We start from the raw sequence: 20,268 nt of genomic DNA on the forward strand, positions 1-20,268 counted from the left end.
GATTTAATGCTAATCAAGGGAATGGGTTATACAGACTGGGGATTAGGGGTTAGTAACGCCTTGTAAAATTAACTTATGCAAAATTATTCAAAATTCAAAAAGCTGATGAGTCAAGCTTTTCGGGTATTTTGAATTGTAGGTATATTTGGGTCTTGTAGTACTAGCCTCTAATCTCTAGTCTCCAATCCCTAATCCCTCGTAATAATTAAAGACGTGGACTTATATCAGCTGTTTAAAACTCGCTCACCGATTATTGGCGTGGTTCACCTGCTACCACTGCCAACCTCACCCCGTTGGGGAGGTAGCCTAAAAGCGGTAATTGACCGCGCCGAACAAGAAGCCGCAGCCTTGGCAAGCGGAGGTGTTGATGGGATGATTGTGGAGAATTTTTTCGACGCGCCGTTTACCAAAAACCAAGTAGATCCAGTGATTGTGAGTGCCATGACGATGGTGGTGCAGCGGATACAGAACTTGGTGACATTGCCAGTGGGGTTAAATGTGTTGCGAAATGACGCTAAAAGTGCGATGGCGATCGCTAGCTGTGTCCAGGCACAATTTATCCGCGTCAACGTCCTCACAGGAGTGATGGCAACCGACCAAGGATTAATTGAGGGAGAAGCTCATCAACTACTCCGCTATCGACGGGAGTTGGGCAGCGATGTTAAAATCCTGGCCGATGTGTTAGTAAAACACGCCCGTCCTTTGAGTTCTCCAAATCTCACAGTCGCCGTAAAAGACACCATTGAAAGGGGTTTAGCAGACGGGGTGATTTTATCTGGTTGGGCTACTGGTAGCCCTCCTAATTTAGAAGATTTGGAACTAGCTTGTGGTGCCGCAGCTGGAACGCCAGTGTTCATCGGTAGTGGGGCAAATTGGGAAAATATTGATACATTAATGCAAGCAGCAGATGGTGTCATAGTTTCCAGTTCCCTGAAACGTCACGGACGGATAGATCAACCAATCGATCCCATTCGCGTCAGTCAATTTGTGGAAGCTGCACGTCGCAGTTGGAACTCCAAAAGTGAAAGCAAGTCAGCAGGACAAGTGAAATTACATTCTTAGCTGGGGACTGGGGACTGGGGACTAGGGACTGGAGACTAGAGAAAAGTTTTCTGAATCACCACTACCCAATCCCCAATCCTCAATCACCATTACCCAATCCCCAATCCCCAATCACCAATACCCAGTCCCCATTCCCCAATATTTATGATTCGCCGCCGTTCTACTCCTTGGATTCATAAATGGTCACGTCCATTGATTGCCGCGATCGCTGGATGTGGTGCCCTGACGACAGGTTATCTCACCATAGAAAAGTTAACAGGAGGCAGTGCAGCTTGTGTGGCACAGGCTGGGGCCAAAGGCTGTAATGATGTGCTTTCCAGTCCTTGGGCAACAGTTTTTGGTCAGCCATTAGCTTTATTTGGGTTTTTGGCATACACCGGTATGGTGATATTAGCTTTAGCTCCTTTAGTATTTTCTTCAGGGGACAATAATAATAGTCGCAAGCAGCTGGAAAATTGGACGTGGTGGCTACTGTTGGTGGGTGCGATCGCTATGTCTGTGTTTAGCGGCTACTTAATGTACCTACTGGCATTCCAAATCAAAGCTTTTTGCCCTTACTGTATCGGCTCAGCTTTTTTCTCCGCTAGTCTTTTAGTACTGACAATTATCGGTCGTACTTGGGAAGATATTGGACAAATCTTGTTTACCGCCCTGATTGTCGGTATGGTAACGCTGATTGGTACTTTAGGGATTTATGCTGGTGTCAATCAATCAGATGTTACACCTGCAACTCCAGGACAAGCCGTAAAAATTTCCTTTACTCCCAAGGAAGAACCTAACCCAGCATTCGGTTGGGAAATCACTACCACCTCTGGTGAGGCAGAAGTAGCTTTAGCACGCCATCTGGTCAAGATAGGTGCTAAGGAATACGTCGCTTATTGGTGTCCTCATTGCCATGAACAAAAGCTGGTATTTGGAAAACAAGCTTATCAAGAACTCAACGACAATGTTAAGGTAGAGTGTGCTCCTGAAGGACTCAAAGCTCAACCAGAACTGTGTAAAGCAGCAAAAATTGAAGGCTTCCCGACTTGGATTATCAATGGGAAAAGCTACAGTGGAGTGCAAAACTTAGAGGAACTAGCAAAAGTTTCTGGTTACACAGGCCCTCGTAACTTCAAATATTTCAAGTAATTGCCAATAGAAGCCTGTTTTTGGCGACTTGGCTTTTATAGCAGAAGGCAGAAGGCAGGAGGCAGGAGGCAGGAGGTAAAAGTATTACTATTCCTAGCTTCCATGCTTTCAAAATGTCCTAACCTGTGTGACTAGGGCTATATACCTAATATGGGACTCCTATTTGATTGGGTGAAAAAACTCGCCCTCAACTGATGTGAATTCGACGAACCTCTCCCTGCCTTGAACAAAAGTTCAAGTCTTTCCCTCTCCGACTTGGCTACGGTGTACACACAAGTCAGATCCAGTTTTATTCCAATACGCTTGGGATAAGCCAGAAAGCCCTCATGTAGAGACGCGATTTATCGCGTCTAAAAGACTGACACGTTCACAAGACGCGATAAATCGCCGTCTCTACAGAGAATTTACTCGTCAATTATTCTTTCACAGACTACTATTTCCGACTTGTGTGTACACCGTAGCTCCGACTTGGAGAGGGACTGTTTTGCATAGTAAAACCTCTTAGGGGTTTTTTATTCAGCTAAATGGACACTATATGAGATGTCGAATTTACGTTCAACTGGAACAGCCTGATTCCCAACAGCCTATTCCCTACCTATGGGAATAAGTTAAATATCAAAGTGGATTACTATAGTTAACTGGATAAAGACAGCAAGTCTGTTTCCGGTTGACTTTTTTGTTTTTGGTAATATTGGTGATAGATAATAAGTGTTGTCTAATACCCAATCCACAATTGGATATTGGTAAGTAAAAAAGGCTTAATGCATAGCTTTAAGACGAAGTTTGTGTACTTCATAACTGAAAATACGCTGTATCAATTTTATTGCGGCTTTTACTTACAAAAATCTGAAGCTAAAGGAACTTGATTAAGTATACTGGCTCTCATGCAATGTGTACTTTAATTTATTTTTGCAGCACATGGAAGCCGCCTTCGAGTGTAATTATGTCAGCGTCAAACGCGAAAGTGTGTCTGTTGAAGTTACTCTCAATATGCTTTTCTTATTAGTGAAAAAACGCGAGTTCAATGAGCAAAATCGCCTTCCTCAACGTTTGTGTAGATGCCAAGAAAAGTTTCCAGATGTTTTTGGCAGTTTCCGGAAGGTTAGTGACAAGCCGAGTTTCAGAACTTCGGGAGCGGCTTAATGAATCAGCAGCTAGGCAAGCGTTTTATAAACTTAATCTTTAGACTCAAACAATCGCTTAGTCGAGAACACAAGGAATTTATGACTGCTGCTGGTGTTGCAGTCTGCGTCCTGTTTTTGCGCTCTATTGGATTATTACAATCCTTAGAGTTAGCAGGTTTGGATCAATTTTTTCGCTTACGTCCAAATGAACCGCCAGAAGAACGTATCACTATTGTTGTGATTGATGAGGCCTATTTAGACCAAGTAGGTTCGTGGCCTATTCCAGATCGGAATATTGCTGAGCTGTTGGAAAAATTAAACGTCCACAAACCCCGTGCTATTGGCTTGGATATCTACAGAAATTTGCCAGTGGAGCCTGGTAATCAGGAACTACGTAATGCTTATAAGTCAATACCAAACTTGATTGGTATTGAACTACTGGCAAATGAAAAAAACAAAAACCTCACTGTTTTACCTCCCCTGGGACTCAATAAGAATCAAGTGGGTTTTAACAATGTGCTGTACGACCCTGACGGAAAAGTACGTCGCAGCTTGTTGTATTGGCACGTTGACGATAAGGTACATGAAAGTTTTGCCTTGAAGCTGGCTTTATTGTATTTAAAATCAGAAGACATTACTCCTACCCAAGCAAAAACCAACCCTGAGTATTTGCAATTAGGTAAGGCAGTATTTACTCGTTTTCAGACTAATGATGGTGCTTATGTCGGAGCTGATGCCAGAGGCTACCAGATTTTATCCAATTTTCCCAAACCCAAATATCAAAATCCATCTGTAGAATTTTCTCATTTTCGCCAGGTATCGATGAGTGATGTCCTCGCCGATAAAGTCCCAGAAAACTTAATTAAAGATCGGATTATACTTGTTGGGTCTACTGCACCCAGTCTCCAGGATTTTGTATTTATTCCTTATTCCAGCACTGTGATGGGTACGGCAAAGCCTGTGGCGGGTATTCAATTACAAGCTTATTTTATTAGTGAGTTAATTTCAGCTGCTGTTGAAGGAAGACCACTACTCAAAGTCTGGACTGAATTACTGGAATACTTGTGGATTTTTGTTTGGTCTTATGTGGGGGCTGTTACGACATGGCGGATACGAGACGCAACTAAAAGCTTTCTCAGTATCCTCGTTTGTTGCTTTGTATTGACTGTTAGTGGCTATGTAGCTTTTTTATACGGTTGGTGGATACCGCTGATTCCTGGGTTATTTACTTTTGGCATTTCAGCTATTTGGATGACGAGTCATATCGCGCATATGCAGGAAGAGTGGAAACGTTCTAAAGAGTTTTTGCATCACGTAATCAACACGATTCCCGATCCAATTTTTGTGAAAAATGAACAACATCAGTGGATTGTTTTAAATGAGGCGTATTGTCGATTCATTGGTTATCCAAATAAGTTGTTAATTGAAAAGTCAGACTATGACTTTTTCCCTAAACATGAAGCCGATGTGTTTCGACAACAGGATGAGTTGGTTTTTCGGACTCAGCAACCCCACGAACACGAGGAAGAATTTACAAATGCAGATGGTCAAACTCATCAAATTGCCACTAAGCGATCGCTTCACAAAGACTCAGCTGGCAATTTCTTTTTAGTTGGCGTAATTCGAGATATTACTCAGCGCAAGTTGATGGAGGAACAACTCAAGCGTACTGCTGCTGAGTTATTCCGCTCTAATAATGAATTAAAACTCAAAGAAGACCATTTGCGTTATTTGGCTTATCACGATCCCCTGACAGGTTTATCCAATCGCAAATTTTTTGCCGAACAGCTTTACGAGTCGTTGCACTGGGCGCAACACAATAACTTGTTGCTGGGGCTGCTGTTTATTGATTTAGATGGCTTTAAACAAGTCAATGATACTCTGGGGCATGAGATGGGCGATCGCCTGCTGATGACTATTGCTGGGCGACTGAGCAATTCTTTACGCGCTAGTGATACAGTTTCTCGTTTGGGTGGCGATGAATTTACTGTGATCTTAAGAGCAATTCCTAACATCCAGGTGGCTGCTAAAGTCGCCGAAAAAATTTTAAGCAGCATTACCAGACCAATTGTTTTGGATGGGTATGCAATCCGAGTCTCTGCTAGTATTGGCATTAGTGTCTATCCATACAACAGCCAAGACAGTGAAACTTTGATGAAACAAGCAGATGCAGCAATGTACCGTGCCAAGCGCTTGGGTAAAAATCGCTACGAATTTGCTTAATTAATCACGACTTTACTTGCTAATAATTAAATATAAAGTAAATATTTTTACTATCAAATTAGGAGTTTGGACTTGAGACGCGTGCAAAGCAATGTTTTGCAAAAGCGTTGTATACAGCCATAGAGGTAGCTTTTTAAGCAAAATTCAAACCTGCCAAGGCTTTTGGAAGTGAAACCTAAACCTGATAAAAGAGCTAACAAAGCAAGTAGTCTTTATCAGTAATTAAAAAATATTATTTTATCTGGCAAGTATTTTTACTTGAAAATATATACCTATACTTAGGTAAAAAATTACGGAAAATGAGAATTTCATAGTTTCTGTAACCCTTGTATTACAATAGTTATAGAATTTTGATGTTATATATCTTTACTTTGATTATAATATTACTATATTAATTTTAAAGTATTATTTTATAGCTATTTGAGGTTAGCTATTCTCTGAACTTAGTGTTTATACTTAAAAGTATTAAGATATTATTAATAAATAGTGAACTGGGCAAACTTCTCATGGTAATTCATCAAGATATCTAACTTTAGGCTGATGCAGAAACAGGACATTTAGGAATATTCCTTAAGTGTTAAGACTATTTAATACCAGCAAATTAAGGTAACTCTGCAACCTAATAGGGCAATTACTTGTGTATTACCAGCAGAAATAAATAATTTTGCAATATTCTCAAGAAAGCTACGTATATTTACTTAAGATTAAAAACATACTTTTTCAGAAAAAATTTAGTAAATTTACTGATGATCATGAAACTTAACTTGGGAATCACAAAATTGATGATATTTTGTATAGGTGCTTACATACTAATACCAAAAATTGTGGGTTACGCAGGTGGATTTAGTACCGCAAGCGCTAGTAGTCTTAACTCTAATGCCAGCAACACCTTAATTGCTCGCAAAGTCAATTCTCAGGATTTGAAAGACACATATATCCCGCCAAATTATGGTGGTCCCGACAGTCAGCATGGTAGTGGTACTCGCTAATATTAATTTTGGGTTTTTCGCAAGTCATTGAAGAGGATACGGGGATAAGGGGACACAAAGACGCGGTAACAGAGAGACACGAAGAATTTATATATAGAGTCTCCCTGCGTCTGGCTACTCTTCGGGAACGCTTTGAGCGAACTGGTTTGGAATTTCGGACACGAGAGAAATCGCGCTTGTCTGGGACTACCTCACCGCGTCTACTCCTCCCCTTGTCCTCTTGTGGTCAGCAACTTGACTAGAAACCCGTCCCAGAAATCTCAAGTAATACTCAAGATTTCCACCAGTGGTCTGTTTGTACAAGTGTGTGGACTTGCCAATTTAAATCTGGTTGAGGATAATCTAAGCGGTAATGTCCGCCGCGGCTTTCGGTTCTAAAAGCAGCACTTTTGAGAATTAAATAAGCTACATCTAATAAATTCCGGGTTTCTGCCCAAAGTCGCAATTGAGCTTCAACATCTGGGATGTCAAAACTAGCTGGTTCTCCTGGACGTAAAGCTAGCAAAAATTGAGTTAAAGGTAAGGTAGCCAAATCTTGCTGCCAAGATTCTACAGTGGCGATCGCAGTTTCTAATCCTGACTGTTCCCGGCAAATACCAGCATGTTGCCACACTAGGCGGGGTAACTTTTCCCTGAGAGTTTCTAGCTGTGTTTGCTGAGTCTGCCACTCGCTGGCATTAGCAGTAAATTTCTGCAATGGTAGTGCTGGTGTTTCTAACGGTAGCCCAATATCTGCCAATTCAATATTAGCCATCTGGGCGCCGAACACAATACATTCTAGTAAGGAATTACTGGCAAGGCGATTTGCCCCATGCACCCCAGTACTTGCGGTTTCACCCACTGCGTATAAACCAGCAATATTCGTGCGATTCATTAAATCCGTAACAATCCCACCCATCCAGTAATGGGCAGCAGGGGCTACAGGAATTGGTTCACTGAAGACATCGATACCCCAATGCTGACAAACTTTGATGATGTTGGGAAAGCGATGACGAATTTTGTCGGCGGGGATGGGGCGCATATCTAACCACACATGGGCAGTGGCGGGATCGAGGGCAGTATGTTGTAAATGGCTAAAAATCGCTCTACTAACAACATCTCTGGGCGCGAGTTCACCGGCTGGGTCGTAGTCAAAGGCAAAACGCCGCCCTTCATTATCGATCAGGTGTGCCCCTTCGCCGCGTACAGCTTCGCTAATTAAAAAGCGGTCGGCACCAGGTTTGGTCAGGGCAGTGGGATGGAATTGGACAAATTCTAAATCGCGGAGGATAGCCCCAGCACGAGCCGCGATCGCTACGCCATCACCTGTACTCACAGCCGGGTTAGTGGTTTGGGCAAATACCTGACCGCCGCCACCTGTTGCTAGTACCACAGCACCAGCTCTTACCCATGTGATTTTACCTTGATAAAATAGGCTAATTCCCTGACAGTGCTGGCTTTGGGGTTCAATCCACAAACTCAAAGCCAAAGCTTGCTGGATGACTTGAATATTTTGGCGGCGCAGAACTTGGGCGGTGAGGGTGGTGGTAACTTCTCGCCCTGTGGTGTCTGCGGCGTGCAGAACGCGGTGGCGAGAATGGGCGGCTTCCAAAGTTAAAGCCAAAGCTTGACCATGACGGTCAAAAGCAACCCCCAAGTTCACTAAAGATTGAATGCAGCTAGGGGCAAGTTTGGCGAGAAATTCTACAGCAGCGCGATCGCATAAACCTGCACCTGCCCGGATCGTATCTTCAATATGTAGCGTGGGAGAATCTTCCGGGGCGACTGCTGCGGCAATACCACCTTGTGCCCAATCACTGGCGGACAAAGCCACAGTTTCTTTAGTAATCAAGCCGACTCGTAATGACTCTGGTAGACACAGTGCTGTGTAGAGTCCAGCAGCACCAGCACCGACTACTAAAACATCAAATTGGCTAGGAATATCTATCTGAGGCAAGGTTAGGGGGAGGGGGAGGGGGGGTGGGGAAGTGGGGGAGGGGTGGGAAGGGTGAGAGGTGTGGGAGGTGTGGGAAGCTTTTTTATCATCTCCCCAGACTCCGCACACTCCCCACACTTCCTCATCCCCCTTATCTCTAATACAATATCCCACTCCCTAGAATCAGGAGTGGGCTACTATTTGCTACATTAGCTGCAATTGTGCAGTTATCTGTAGATGCCGTTGTTAAACCGATCGTCTCCCTCGTTGAAGGCAGACTCTGGTTCTGTTACGGCGAAGTGATCGAAGTTGGCTTGCAGGGTTTGTTTTTGGCGATCGCTCAATCCTTCAATATTCAATACATCGTCTACGCTTTGGTAGGGAGCATTTTTGATGATGAGCTTCGCAAGGGTCGGATAAAGCCCTGGATACTGTTGAAAAGCTCGGACATTGGTATTATTCAAATCAATTTTTTTACCGAATTCCGTTGCTAACTTCTTGTCTGCGCTGTTCTGCCGCTCAATTGCCAAAACTGGCACTTGGGGAAAAGCAAAACTGTTGAAACTAGCAGCTTGGGCTATCTGAGTTGTTCCCAACCATCCCCAGCAACCAAGTAACAAACTAAACACTGTTAATAAACGCACCAATCCTTTCACGATTTTTCTACCTCTTTCCATCAAACAGAAATAAATTTTTAAGCTAACAGCAGTCAGCAGTCATTAAGTCACTTGTACTGAGCGAACGCGAGTGCGTCTCGTAGAGAAGTATTGGTCATACCCTGCGGGAAGCCCTCCGGGTGACGCTCGTACCTCGCTAACGCTGCGCTAATAGCAGTCGCTTATGGGGAGCCACTCCGTTGCAGGGTTTCCCCCGTTGAAGGAAGTGGCGTGGAAATCCCCAAGACCCTTCGGGTTCGGCAGTCCCCCATCGACGGAAACCGCCAAGATGGGGGCAGCCTCACCGGTAATGCGTCTACGCTAGAGGACAAAGGACAAAGGACAAGGGACAAAACCTGATAGCTTAATCAACACAGCAGTCATCAGAAACTAATATACAGCGTATTAATATCCACAATATTTACTGTTACTGGGTTTGACTGTAGTTTTGCTAAAAATTTTTCCCAGTGGTAAGAGTGCCTGCTCCAGCCGCAATAGCCTTGTATCTACAGACTACGGTATCATTCCTGGCTGCACAAAATCTTTTTGGCTGGCTGATTCTACATCCCAAGCGCATAGGAGATTTTGGCATGTCCAATACCGCGAACTCTAGTTAGGGCGACTTTAGGCTGTCAGATAATTATTGTAATATTTCTTAACTAAACAATGTTCTACCGCATCATCACTAGTCTGCTGTAGATTCATCTGGTAACAGTTTTGTTATTTTTACGCTGCGATCGCCGCTAGCAAAAATAAGCTGTCTACCAAAATTGTGCTTAAAACTGCGCCACCAAAGGCATACCAATGTTTTTGGGTTCGACCTAAGGATAAAATTCCCACTGTTAACAGCACTAGAGCCAGAATTATTGCCCAAGCTTGTCCCCAAGGTGTTTGTACTTGTATTAAAGCGTTTTGTAAAATTTTTGACGTGTTATCTGCATCTGCGTTCATGATTTGCCGCCAATAGGGCATTAAATCCACAATATAAAAATATACATCTGTTAAAACTGTACCGAGTAAAGAACCTAAATAAAACCAGTTACCCACCTTGCCCCAATTTTTTGCCAAACACCAACAAGCAAATGGTAAGCCGATAGACTCCACTGGTAGATGCCATAAAGGTTCCCAACGTAACCAACCCCAGTAAATTGCTCCTGCTAACCAACTCCAGCTAAACCCAAAAAGCAAATCCCCCCAGACATATGTTCCAGGACGTGACATTAATCTAAAACTCAGCCATACCCAAAATCCTGTCAGGGCTAAACTCAAACTTGGTAGCGATCGCACTATTGGTGCTTCTATAAATACAGGCACTGATACCAAAAATACTGCCGCCGCAAATACCAGCCATGTTTGTCGAGAGGAGATAGATAAAGGCAGAGAGGGAGAAGATGAGAGTGTAGATTCCAATTTTTTGATATCCCTGTGCTTGATACTAGACACATCTAATTCGGTATCCAGGGGAGGGATAGAAGCGGTGTATGAAGACAATGTATTATTAAACAACGTTTTAATATTTGTTACTAAACTTTACCTTATTTAAGATATCACACTTTAAAATCCCCCCCCGGGGCATTTAGATTATACTCAAATTTCGGCAAGGGCTGGCGTTGTTGAAGAGGACAAGGGGAGAAAACTCCGGTTAAGGGAAAAGGGGGAAAGAAAAAACTTTTAACCTTTACCCCGAACCCAATTGCGAGTTGAGAATTCACAAAGCGAGCAGTATTGTGTTCTGTTCCCTTGTCTTCTTCTGGTCGGCTAAATATTAAAGTTTGATGAATTGCCAAAATTGCGTTGACTTATGGAGATGGGTGTAAGAACATGGTCAGCGTCTTGGATGGTGTTAGCGATCGGTAAAATTGAATTTTCGAGAAGATTAGGTGCAGGTAAAAGTATATAAAGTAACATCGTTACTTAAACAATGTTCATTCTCTTTTTTAGAATAGGAAAAAGGTATTATGGAGTTTATTCAAGCTTTTATTTTAGGTATTGTTCAAGGTGTTACAGAGTTTTTACCAATCAGTAGCACTGCACATCTGCTGATTGTGACAAAGCTATTTGGTTGGAAAGAGCTAGGTTCTAAAGATTTTGTCGATGCAATTCAATTTGGCAGTGTTATCGCAATTTTAGGTTACTTTTGGTCGTTGATTTCTAGTGTTGTCAAAGGTGGAATTGAAGCACTAAAACAGAAAGACTGGGAACGCGAAGAATGGAAAATTATTGTAGGTATTGCAGTTGGAACATTGCCTGCTTTAATTGTCGGGTTTCTTTTGAAAGACATTATCCCTGAGAGTGCCTTAATTATTGCCATCATGTCAATTATCATGGCACTTTTACTAGGTTTGGCAGAAAAAATTGGTACTCGCAAGCGAGGTTTCGATTCATTGCAGATTCAGGATGGTATTTTAGTGGGATTAGGACAAACACTTGCTTTGATTCCTGGTGTTTCTCGTTCTGGTTCGACGTTGACAACTGGGTTATTTTTAGGATTAGAACGCGCTACAGCGGCAAAATTTTCATTTTTATTAGGGTTTCCCACTCTGACTATTGCAACCCTATATAAAAGTCTGAAAATTTTCAAATTATTTCAAGCCCAACAGTTACCAGATAACATTGTTGCACTGTTAATTGTAGGAATTATTTCAACCTTTATATTTTCGTATTTATCAATTGCATTCTTGATCAAATACTTAGCAACTAAAAATACTTTGATTTTTGTTTGGTATAGATTAGCATTCGGGAGTGCTATTTTATTAGCGATCGCAGCAGGTTGGCAAGGATAAATTAGATAATAGTCATTAGTCATTGGTCATTAGTCTAGGACTTACGCACTCAAATCCCCCAACCCCCTTAAAAAGGGGGCTTTAGACTTCCTACCAATTTATCGGGGGGATCAGGGTTTTAGGCTTCAGTGCGTAAGTCCTATAGTCATTAGTCCAATGCCCCATGCCCCTGCCCCCTGCCCCATGCCCATGTCTACCATTCAACCTGCCCGCATTACCAGAGTACTACCTGATTCTATAGCCGCAGAGATTGGTTTTGAAGCGGGGGATGCGATCGTTGCAATTAACGGTACGCGTCCCCGTGATTTAATTGATTATCAATTTTTATGCGCTGATGAAGTTTTAGAACTAGAAGTTTTAGACACTGCTGGTAAAACACATCAGATTGAAATCGAAAAAGACTACGACCAAGATTTGGGGCTAGAATTTGAAACTGCCCTCTTTGACGGCTTAATTCAGTGCAATAACCGCTGTCCGTTTTGCTTTATCGACCAGCAGCCACCGGGTAAGCGTTCTAGTTTGTATTTGAAAGACGACGATTATCGTCTGAGCTTTTTGTACGGTTCTTATCTTACCCTCACCAATCTACCAGAAAGAGAATGGCGGCGCATTGAACAAATGCGTTTGTCGCCGTTGTATGTTTCTGTTCATGCCACGGAGGCTGAAGTCAGAATTAGATTGCTAAAGAATCCCCGTGCAGGACAAATCTTGCAACAACTCAAGTGGTTTCAACAAAGGCGACTACAAATTCATGCTCAAGTCGTTGTTTGTCCAGGCATCAATGATGGCGAACATCTCGAACGAACTCTCAAAGATTTAGCTTCGTTTTATACTGGTGAAGTGCCTACGGTGGCATCAGTGGCAGTTGTACCTGTTGGTTTGACACGGTTTCGTCCCCAAGAAGATGAACTCACACCTGTAACTAGGGAAAAAGCTAAAGAAGTGATTTCCCAAGTCAAAATGCTTTCGCAAGAATTTCGCCAAAAATTCGACTCTAGCGTTGCTTGGTTAGCTGATGAGTGGTTTTTGATTGCGGGTGAGGAATTACCAAGCGAATCAGAATATGAAGAATATCCCCAAATTGATAACGGTGTTGGTTCAATTCAGTTATTTATTAAAGAATTTGCCACCGCAGCGGCAGAATTACTACCGCCAAAAGTCTATCCACAGAGAAAGTTTACTTGGGTAGTTGGTAACACTGTGGAAAAAGCATTTCAACCGATTTTGAAGCGTTTAAATCTAGTTGAAGGCTTAGAAGTAAATATGCGTGCTTTATCTAGTGATTACTGGGGACAAGATATTAGTGTCACGGGATTACTAACTGGCCATGACTTACTTTTAAATTTAGCAGGACAAGATTTAGGTGATGGCATCTTGCTACCAAAGGTCATGTTAAAGCATGGTGAATTGGTATTTTTAGATGATATGAGCGTTGAAGAATTAGCAAGCAAACTGAAGACAAATATCTTACCAGTGGCAGGGGTTGAAGATTTAATTAATACCTGTATTGCTTAACTTACTGTTGTTAACTCTCCAGCCTATACAATTTAAAAAAATTCTGCAAGTTGTGTTTCTTTGTTTTGAAAAATTAATTTTTTGCCTAGTCTTTTGATGCCTTGTGGTGTAGACTGGGAGTCAATAGGTAAATATAGCAATAGCGTGCAGACAATTAGGCTAGTCAGCTAAACAAAGCTAACTAGTTGATGATTTTGGATTTTGGATTTTGGACTTGTTTCACTCACCAGGGTCAATTATCAGCCAAAAAAATCTCAAATAGCCAATCTAAAATCTAAAATTCCTAATCAAAAGCAAAACGAGCTTAATTCATTACCCCTTTTAAGCCACTTGCCTCAATAGAATTGAGAGCAAGCAGTCCACAAACTGTACGTGTTTGTGTGGTCAATTTTTAAATAGATAGCTTCTGTGGTTAGTCATATTTAGGCTATCCTTCTAAATACGAAGTTTCATCGATTGAGCGACCTCATTAAGTTTACCTAGTCCAAGCTTTTGGACTAAAAACTCATTTTTTTGCATCCAAAAGTTTGGGCGTAAAATAGCAAGCTTACAAACTCCTATTTGTAAACTTGCTGCCCACTTTTACGTTGGATTGAATGTAATGACCGATTTTAACTTCATCTTAACTATCTGTATTGTAGCGGTAGGCTATTTATCGAGCATTTATCTGTGGATAGAGTTTTCTCAAAACTCTAATGACTAATTTGATAGATACAACAACCGTAAGAATTCAGAAATAAGCAGTTAGGATCCAGTTGTGAATTGACAAATCAAGGGTACTATAGAATTCTCGATTTTCTTGTTGATTATTAGGCTTAAGCCTCAAAGTTTTCTCAATTCAGTGTTCTGGATTCTGACCGTTTTCCAATATCTTCTGCAAATGTAATTTCAATAGTTGGCACAGTCTGAAGAATAATTTAGTCTTCAAGAGCGCAGTGCATCATATCATCTTGAAAACAAATCCATCAATAATTGGGGTGAATCTTTAACCAAGAGATACCCACAGAAAACCACTGGAAAAAGTTTAGCTATGCTGAGTACTCATGTGTTCCTATTGGTTGCTCAGCACTAGCACTATGAGTGTAAATTTACAAATTTGGGATGCTTTCTACAGTAAGTGGAGAAATGCTTAGTTTTTTACCAGAAGTTATTACAAACAGAGAACTACAAATTTTGTTCATAGGTTTGGTAGTCGGATTTTGCATATTCATATTTGGTCGTCTAATGATTTCGCTGACAAATTTACTTGTGAAACAATTGAATTTTCTGCCAATTACTGATGTATACCAAAAATTAATCAAGCCGAATCACAACTTATTAATTGTGGTAGTTGTAATTGCCAATTTTGAGTTATTTGTATCCTTTTTACCTCATAATCGCTGGACAAATCCGCTAGAAATTATTGTTAGCTTAGCCTTGGCGATCGCCATTAGTTGGTTAGCCTCACAAATCTTTCAAAAATTCTTCGATTTTTATTTATTAAATGCTGCTTTCAAAAGCGGACAAAAAATCAGTGGTGAGCTACTGATACTGTTGAAATGGGTTGCTAATCTCATCATTATCTTTTTAGCAATTCTCACCTATGCCCAAACACATCAAATCAATCTTTTAGGATTGCTAGCAAGTTTAGGAATCGGTGGTTTAGCAGTAGCCTTTGCTGCTCAAAAAACCCTAGAACAAGTTTTAGGTGGTATTGTTCTTTATCTCGATCGCCCTTTTGTCATTGATGATTATATTGGTCTTCCTGATGGGACTTTTGGGCGAGTTGAATCTATAGGATTAAGATCTACCAGAATTAGAACATCTGGAAAAGGAACTGTGATGATAGTTCCTAATAGTTCTCTGACTCAAGTGAATATTGAGAACTTTACTGGTGCTAAAAAAGTCATGTCGATTGTTTATTTGACCTTTCGCCAAACACTTAGCAGTGAAGAACGGGCGTTAATTCGTCAGGTTATTCTAGACAGTACAAATGGTATATTTGGCATTGATTCTGGGAATACAGAAGTCACTTTTAAAACTATCAATAATTTATCAGATATAGAGACAACCCAAGCACAAGTTACTTTCTTTATTTTGGGTTCTGGAGATGTGTCGATGGAATTACGCCGTCAACTGCTAAATATGGCAACTCAAAGCATCACTGAGTGTTTACAACAATATGGTATCGCTTTTGATATCGAAGAACCAACAATTTATGTTGACTCGCCCATTACCATTTAAAAGTGATGAAAAATATTTCACGAATAATTCTGGAATTTCTACAACGTGATACCACGATATCAGCGCTGTCTAGTTTTGGAGTCTTTCTGATTTTTATTCTCCTGTCTTTACTGGTAGGACGATATACCCCGACATTTTTGCGAATTATCATTCGACGTTTTGCACCGCAGCAAGTTGCTAGTATTTATAATAATTTAATTGATCCAATTAGAAACCTCTTTAGAATCACAGGTAGTTTAATTCTCATTTCATTCTCTTTAGTCTGGATTGTTGAATATCAATCTATCTATAGATTTCTTTCGACAATTATAGATTTAGCTGTAATTGTTAGCTTGGCTTGGCTATCCTCTCGCTTATTCCGACAATTTATTCGAGCCTATGGAATTGAGTTAGTGCGTAAATTTGGTAGAGAAGTAGATGAATTGCTTTTAGTATTTGAAACTCTAGCAAATGTGATCATTGGATTTATTGCCGTCCTGGCTTTTGCCCAGAGTCAAGAATTTAATTTAATTGGATTATTAACTGGTTTAGGAATTGGGGGATTAGCTGTAGCTTTTGCCGCTCAAAAAACCCTAGAACAGTTGTTAGGAACAATAGTTTTATATTTGGATCGTCCGTTTGTTCCGGGAGAATATATTCGTTTACAAAAATCTCAACAAATTCCTGAAGGGTTGTTTGGGCGAGTTGAGTCAATTGGGATTCGTTCAACTAAAATTCGCACTGCTGCTAAAAGCACTTTGTCTATTATTCCGAATTCAATATTGGCAAACTTAGAAATTGAAAATATTACTAGAGGTAAGAAAATTATGGTTTTACTCTACCTCGATTTTTTAGAGCTACTCCAAGAACGAGAACAGGCTTTAGTTGAGCAAGTAATTATTGAAAGTACTAACTCTTTATTTGGTATCGATCCAGGCAGCACTAGTATTACTTTTTTAAATCACAATGAAGAAAAGCAAATCACTCGCACAAGAGTAACATTTTTTATTTTAGGTTCTAGTGAAAATTCTCTGCAATTACGCAAGCGCCTATTGGAATTGGCAAATGAAAAATTTTCTAAACAGTTAGTAAAAAACGGAATTAAATTCACAATGCAAGAACCGACAATTTATGTAGAATCGCCTGTAACTATTTGAGTATTCCTTTTGGGTTTTTTGATAATTTTTCATCCGCTATATTAATTAGGCGTAATCACTAAGTAGCTTTACTAATAGTCTATTACGTATTAATGACTTATTATGATTAATAAGTAAATTAATTAATCATTAAGTAAGGAGTGACTGGTGAAGTATCAGAAAAGCCCAAAAATTATAAATTTAGAAATTCAAGAAACTACAAAATTATTGATTTTAGGTTTGGAAATTATAATTTTAAATTTATTTAGTATCTCACCAGTAAAGGCGGCAACAGAAGAACCTATGTTGAGCGTAGTGCATAGCCAAGAAAATGCGAATCAATGGACAGGGATAACCGATCGCCTACAAACAATTGGGATGAAATATTGTGTAATTTCTCTAGATAATGTAAAGAGTGTGGCAGATTGGGGCGATCGCCGGATATTATTTTTGCCAAACGTCGAAACATTAACCCCAACCCAAGCGATCGCCTTAGAAGAATGGATGAGTAAAGGAGGGCGCTTAATTGCCAGTGGCCCTGCGGGTAGTTTGTCAGCCCCAGGAGTGCGCCAGTTATTGCGATCGCTCTTAGGAGGTTATTGGGGATTCAGCCTCAGTGGCACCCAAGAAATCAAACCTGCAAAAACCAAACTCCCAGGATGGGCAAATGAAACTGCACTCTTTGGCAAAGTGCGCGGTGGTGTTGTCATTCCCAACGACATGGGCACCGAATCTCCTGCCATTTGGGATTCCAAAGATAATCCCGCCGCAGTTGTCACAACTGAACGTTCCACATTTTTGGGCTGGCGCTGGGGAACAGATACAGCCTCAGCAGCAGAATTAGATAGTGCTTGGTTAAAAACCACCGTCAATTACTATTTGATGGCACCAGCACCATCAAATCGCATGAAAAAAATAGAAGGAGCTTCCCAAAGCTGCTCTACGACTGTGGTGGCGGCGGGTGGGCAAGGCGGCAGGGGCGCAGGGGAGCAGGGGGGTAGAGGGGAAAAACTTACTGCGACTTCCCCTGTGCCCCGCGTCCCCGCGTCTCCCCCTAAGCGTGTCTCCCCTCCTCCTCCAAAAACTGCCACTGCTCCCCAACCAAGGGCACTTGGTGTAGTCAAACCGCCAACTTCCCAAGAGGCGATCGATCAATTGGAAGAAGCGGTGCGTTTAGATGTTGTACCCAACTCCAATGAGCCGATTAATCAAAACGAAGCCATCGCTCTCCAGCAAGAGTTAGAAAATCTGATTGGTCGGGTGGAAAGCGCCCATTTAGCAGTATCAGCCAATGCTACTGGGGTTGGGGAAGCTTCTGGAAATTTAGAAAACATAGATGTCCAGTCTGTCAAACAACAAACTTTAATTACCTCAACCAGACCAGGGGCACTAGTCACCAGCAAAGAGCAAGCCTTGGCACAGGTAAAACTAATTGCCAAAAACTTACCTCAATTGATTGCCCAAAAAAATTACGCTTTAGCTCGTCAGCAGTGGCTAGTGGCAAAAAGAATTTTGTGGCAGCAGTTTCCTGTAGATCGCAGACTAGCTCAGCCAGAGATCCGGGCAGTTTGGTTAGACCGAGCAACCATTGTCCGTGCCGGTAGCAAGGCGGGACTAGCCGAGATTTTTGACCGACTGGTAGCAACCGGGATTAATACCGTCTTTTTTGAAACTGTTAATGCTGGCTATACAATTTATCCCAGCCAAGTCGCCAAAGAACAAAACCCACTAATTCGCGGTTGGGACCCCCTAGCAGATGCAGTCAAACTAGCCCATGAGCGTGATATGGAATTACACGCTTGGGTTTGGACTTTTGCCGCTGGCAACCAACGTCACAATGAAATTATCAACCTTAATCCTAATTACCCAGGGCCAGTACTGGCTGCTCACCCCGATTGGGCAAACTACGATAACCTGGGCAACATCATTCCTGTTGGGCAAAGCAAGCCCTTCTTAGACCCAGCTAACCCGGAAGTACGACAGTATTTACTCAAGCTGTATGAGGAAATCGTCACTCGTTATGATGTGGACGGTCTACAGCTAGATTACATTCGTTACCCCTTCCAAGACCCACTGGCAGGTCGAATATATGGTTATGGTAAAGCTGCAAGAGCGCAGTTCCAGCAACTCACTGGCGTAGATCCAATAAATATTTCTCCCAGTCAACCAGAACTTTGGCAAAAGTGGACGACATTTCGCACCGAACAAGTTGATAGCTTTGTTGCCCAACTCTCACAACAGTTGCGACAAAAGCGAGGAAATTTGATTTTGTCGGTTGCAGTCTTTCCTTTGCCACAAACAGAACGGATTGAGAAAATTCAACAAAACTGGGAAATTTGGGCAAGGCGAGGGGATGTAGATTTAATCGTTCCCATGACTTATGCTCTGGATACATCGCGGTTTCAACGACTGGCTCAACCCTGGATTGCCTCTAAACAATTGGGGGCTACCTTGTTAGTACCAGGAATTCGCTTACTTTCTTTGCCAACAATTGGAGCATTCGACCAACTCCAATTGGTAAGGGATTTGCCAGTTAGTGGTTATGCTCTGTTTGCCGCAGAGAATTTTAACAACGAAATACAAAAACTTTTTATTAGCACCCAAGGTAGAGTTAAATCGACTACAGCTGAACCTATTCCTCATCGTCAGCCTTTTCAAACTGCTGCTATTCGTTACACTGCGCTGCAACGGGAATGGAAATTTGTTTTCCAAAATGAGCAATTGCCAATGTCTGCTCGAACAATTTCAGATTTTAATAACCAGGCAGAAGTTTTACGTACTGCTTTAAATCAGCTTGCTACCGCGCCTTCTGCGAGTAAATTACTAGTAGCCAGAGCCTCCCTAACTCGCTTCCAGTCTCAATTTAGAGTATTGATGAAGGAAGAAATAAAGTCGAATTCCTATCAGGTCAAAGTCTGGGAAAACCGGCTTGCAACCATAGAAAGGTTATTGCGTTATGGCGAAAGGCGGATAGATTTGCGTTAGCTGAGCATTGGGGATTGGGCATTGGCCAAACAGGGAGTGCCCTCTGCCTCTAGCATAGCTGCCTTCTTCAATCTTCCCGTGCCCCTTTGCCCCTTTGCCCCTCTCCCCTCCGCCTCTTCCCATGCCCAATCCCCAACTAACCTAGAAACCGCTTTGTATTTCTTAACACTATTTTTCCAGTGTTTATACTTCAAAGATTACTAATTCTTTCGCGTCAAAATATTAGAAAATGCTTAAGTGAACAGCTTTAGATAACTATTTTTTGATAATAGCTATAGTAATAATCTATGCAAGCTTTATCTCAGTTTCTCGGGCTAGAAAGCTTAGAGTCAGTAATAGACTGTTCGCCGCTAATGGTTGTGCCGGAAACACCACTATCAGATGCGATCGCTTTGATGGCAACACAGAGCAAAAGTATTATGGTCGGGTCTTGTTCACAGTTAGCGGGATGCTTTACAAAGCGCGATCTTGTACAGCTTATAGCTTCAGGGACTAGCTTGAAAAATAGCTTAGGGCGGAGGTAGGCAGCAAGATATGTTGCTGTGGT

The 20,268-nt window shown here is 41.7% G+C and carries 15 protein-coding genes; 10 read left to right on the plus strand and 5 right to left on the minus strand.

Going from position 1 to position 20,268, the window contains the following annotated elements; genetic code table 11:
• Positions 1-213: 213 nt before the first annotated feature.
• From btpA to ACM0OY_RS24955, 5 genes are all read left to right on the plus strand, one after another.
• Positions 214-1,062, plus strand: coding sequence for a photosystem I biogenesis protein BtpA (gene btpA / locus ACM0OY_RS24935; protein WP_414571511.1), 849 nt, complete (start codon positions 214-216; stop codon positions 1,060-1,062).
• A 144-nt stretch (positions 1,063-1,206) separates the two neighbouring features.
• A complete protein-coding gene (locus ACM0OY_RS24940; RefSeq protein WP_414571512.1) occupies positions 1,207-2,193 on the plus strand; it encodes a vitamin K epoxide reductase family protein in 987 nt (328 codons plus the stop codon).
• A gap of 891 nt (positions 2,194-3,084) precedes the next feature.
• Positions 3,085-3,336: a hypothetical protein gene (locus ACM0OY_RS24945; RefSeq protein WP_414571513.1), complete on the plus strand. Its 252-nt coding sequence runs from the start codon at positions 3,085-3,087 to the stop codon at positions 3,334-3,336.
• Positions 3,336-5,540, plus strand: coding sequence for a CHASE2 domain-containing protein (locus ACM0OY_RS24950; protein WP_414571514.1), 2,205 nt, complete (start codon positions 3,336-3,338; stop codon positions 5,538-5,540). Before ACM0OY_RS24945 ends, ACM0OY_RS24950 begins: the two co-directional genes overlap by 1 nt.
• Before the next feature lie 752 nt (positions 5,541-6,292).
• Positions 6,293-6,529, plus strand: a complete 237-nt coding sequence (locus ACM0OY_RS24955) for a hypothetical protein (RefSeq protein ID WP_414571515.1) — start codon at positions 6,293-6,295, stop codon at positions 6,527-6,529.
• 271 nt (positions 6,530-6,800) lie between these two features.
• Here ACM0OY_RS24955 and nadB read toward each other — a convergent pair whose 3' ends face one another.
• The 4 genes from nadB to ACM0OY_RS24975 all read right to left on the minus strand — a co-directional run bounded on the left by nadB (position 6,801) and on the right by ACM0OY_RS24975 (position 11,008).
• Entirely contained in the window at positions 6,801-8,465 is a 1,665-nt protein-coding gene (gene nadB / locus ACM0OY_RS24960; RefSeq protein WP_414571516.1) for an L-aspartate oxidase, read from the minus strand.
• Between the two features lie 206 nt (positions 8,466-8,671).
• Complete coding sequence (gene psbU / locus ACM0OY_RS24965; protein WP_073642642.1) at positions 8,672-9,100, minus strand: photosystem II complex extrinsic protein PsbU; 429 nt, start codon at positions 9,098-9,100, stop codon at positions 8,672-8,674.
• 726 nt (positions 9,101-9,826) lie between these two features.
• Entirely contained in the window at positions 9,827-10,606 is a 780-nt protein-coding gene (locus ACM0OY_RS24970) for a DUF3120 domain-containing protein (protein ID WP_414571517.1), read from the minus strand.
• Between the two features lie 252 nt (positions 10,607-10,858).
• A complete protein-coding gene (locus ACM0OY_RS24975; RefSeq protein WP_414571518.1) occupies positions 10,859-11,008 on the minus strand; it encodes a hypothetical protein in 150 nt (49 codons plus the stop codon).
• Positions 11,009-11,058: 50 nt separating this feature from the next.
• On the opposite strand from ACM0OY_RS24975, the gene ACM0OY_RS24980 reads away from it, so the two are divergent.
• The 5 genes from ACM0OY_RS24980 to ACM0OY_RS25000 all read left to right on the plus strand — a co-directional run bounded on the left by ACM0OY_RS24980 (position 11,059) and on the right by ACM0OY_RS25000 (position 19,721).
• A complete protein-coding gene (locus ACM0OY_RS24980; protein ID WP_414571519.1) occupies positions 11,059-11,883 on the plus strand; it encodes an undecaprenyl-diphosphate phosphatase in 825 nt (274 codons plus the stop codon).
• Positions 11,884-12,072: 189 nt separating this feature from the next.
• The gene (locus tag ACM0OY_RS24985; RefSeq protein WP_414571520.1) at positions 12,073-13,398 is read left to right on the plus strand and encodes a TIGR03279 family radical SAM protein; all 1,326 of its coding nucleotides are present in this window, start codon (positions 12,073-12,075) and stop codon (positions 13,396-13,398) included.
• Positions 13,399-14,523: 1,125 nt separating this feature from the next.
• On the plus strand, positions 14,524-15,621 hold the full coding sequence (locus tag ACM0OY_RS24990) for a mechanosensitive ion channel family protein (protein WP_414571524.1): 1,098 nt from the start codon (positions 14,524-14,526) through the stop codon (positions 15,619-15,621).
• A 5-nt stretch (positions 15,622-15,626) separates the two neighbouring features.
• Positions 15,627-16,757, plus strand: coding sequence for a mechanosensitive ion channel family protein (locus tag ACM0OY_RS24995; RefSeq protein ID WP_414571521.1), 1,131 nt, complete (start codon positions 15,627-15,629; stop codon positions 16,755-16,757).
• Positions 16,758-16,904: 147 nt separating this feature from the next.
• Positions 16,905-19,721, plus strand: a complete 2,817-nt coding sequence (locus ACM0OY_RS25000; RefSeq protein WP_414571522.1) for a glycoside hydrolase family 10 protein — start codon at positions 16,905-16,907, stop codon at positions 19,719-19,721.
• A 301-nt stretch (positions 19,722-20,022) separates the two neighbouring features.
• On the opposite strand, the gene ACM0OY_RS25005 is transcribed toward ACM0OY_RS25000, so the two are convergent.
• Positions 20,023-20,268, minus strand: a 246-nt coding sequence (locus ACM0OY_RS25005; RefSeq protein WP_414571523.1) for a hypothetical protein, incomplete at its 5' end; no start/stop codon positions are given.

It is taken from the genome of Nostoc sp. CCY 9925 (assembly GCF_963920935.1).
Taxonomy (GTDB): domain Bacteria; phylum Cyanobacteriota; class Cyanobacteriia; order Cyanobacteriales; family Nostocaceae; genus Nostoc.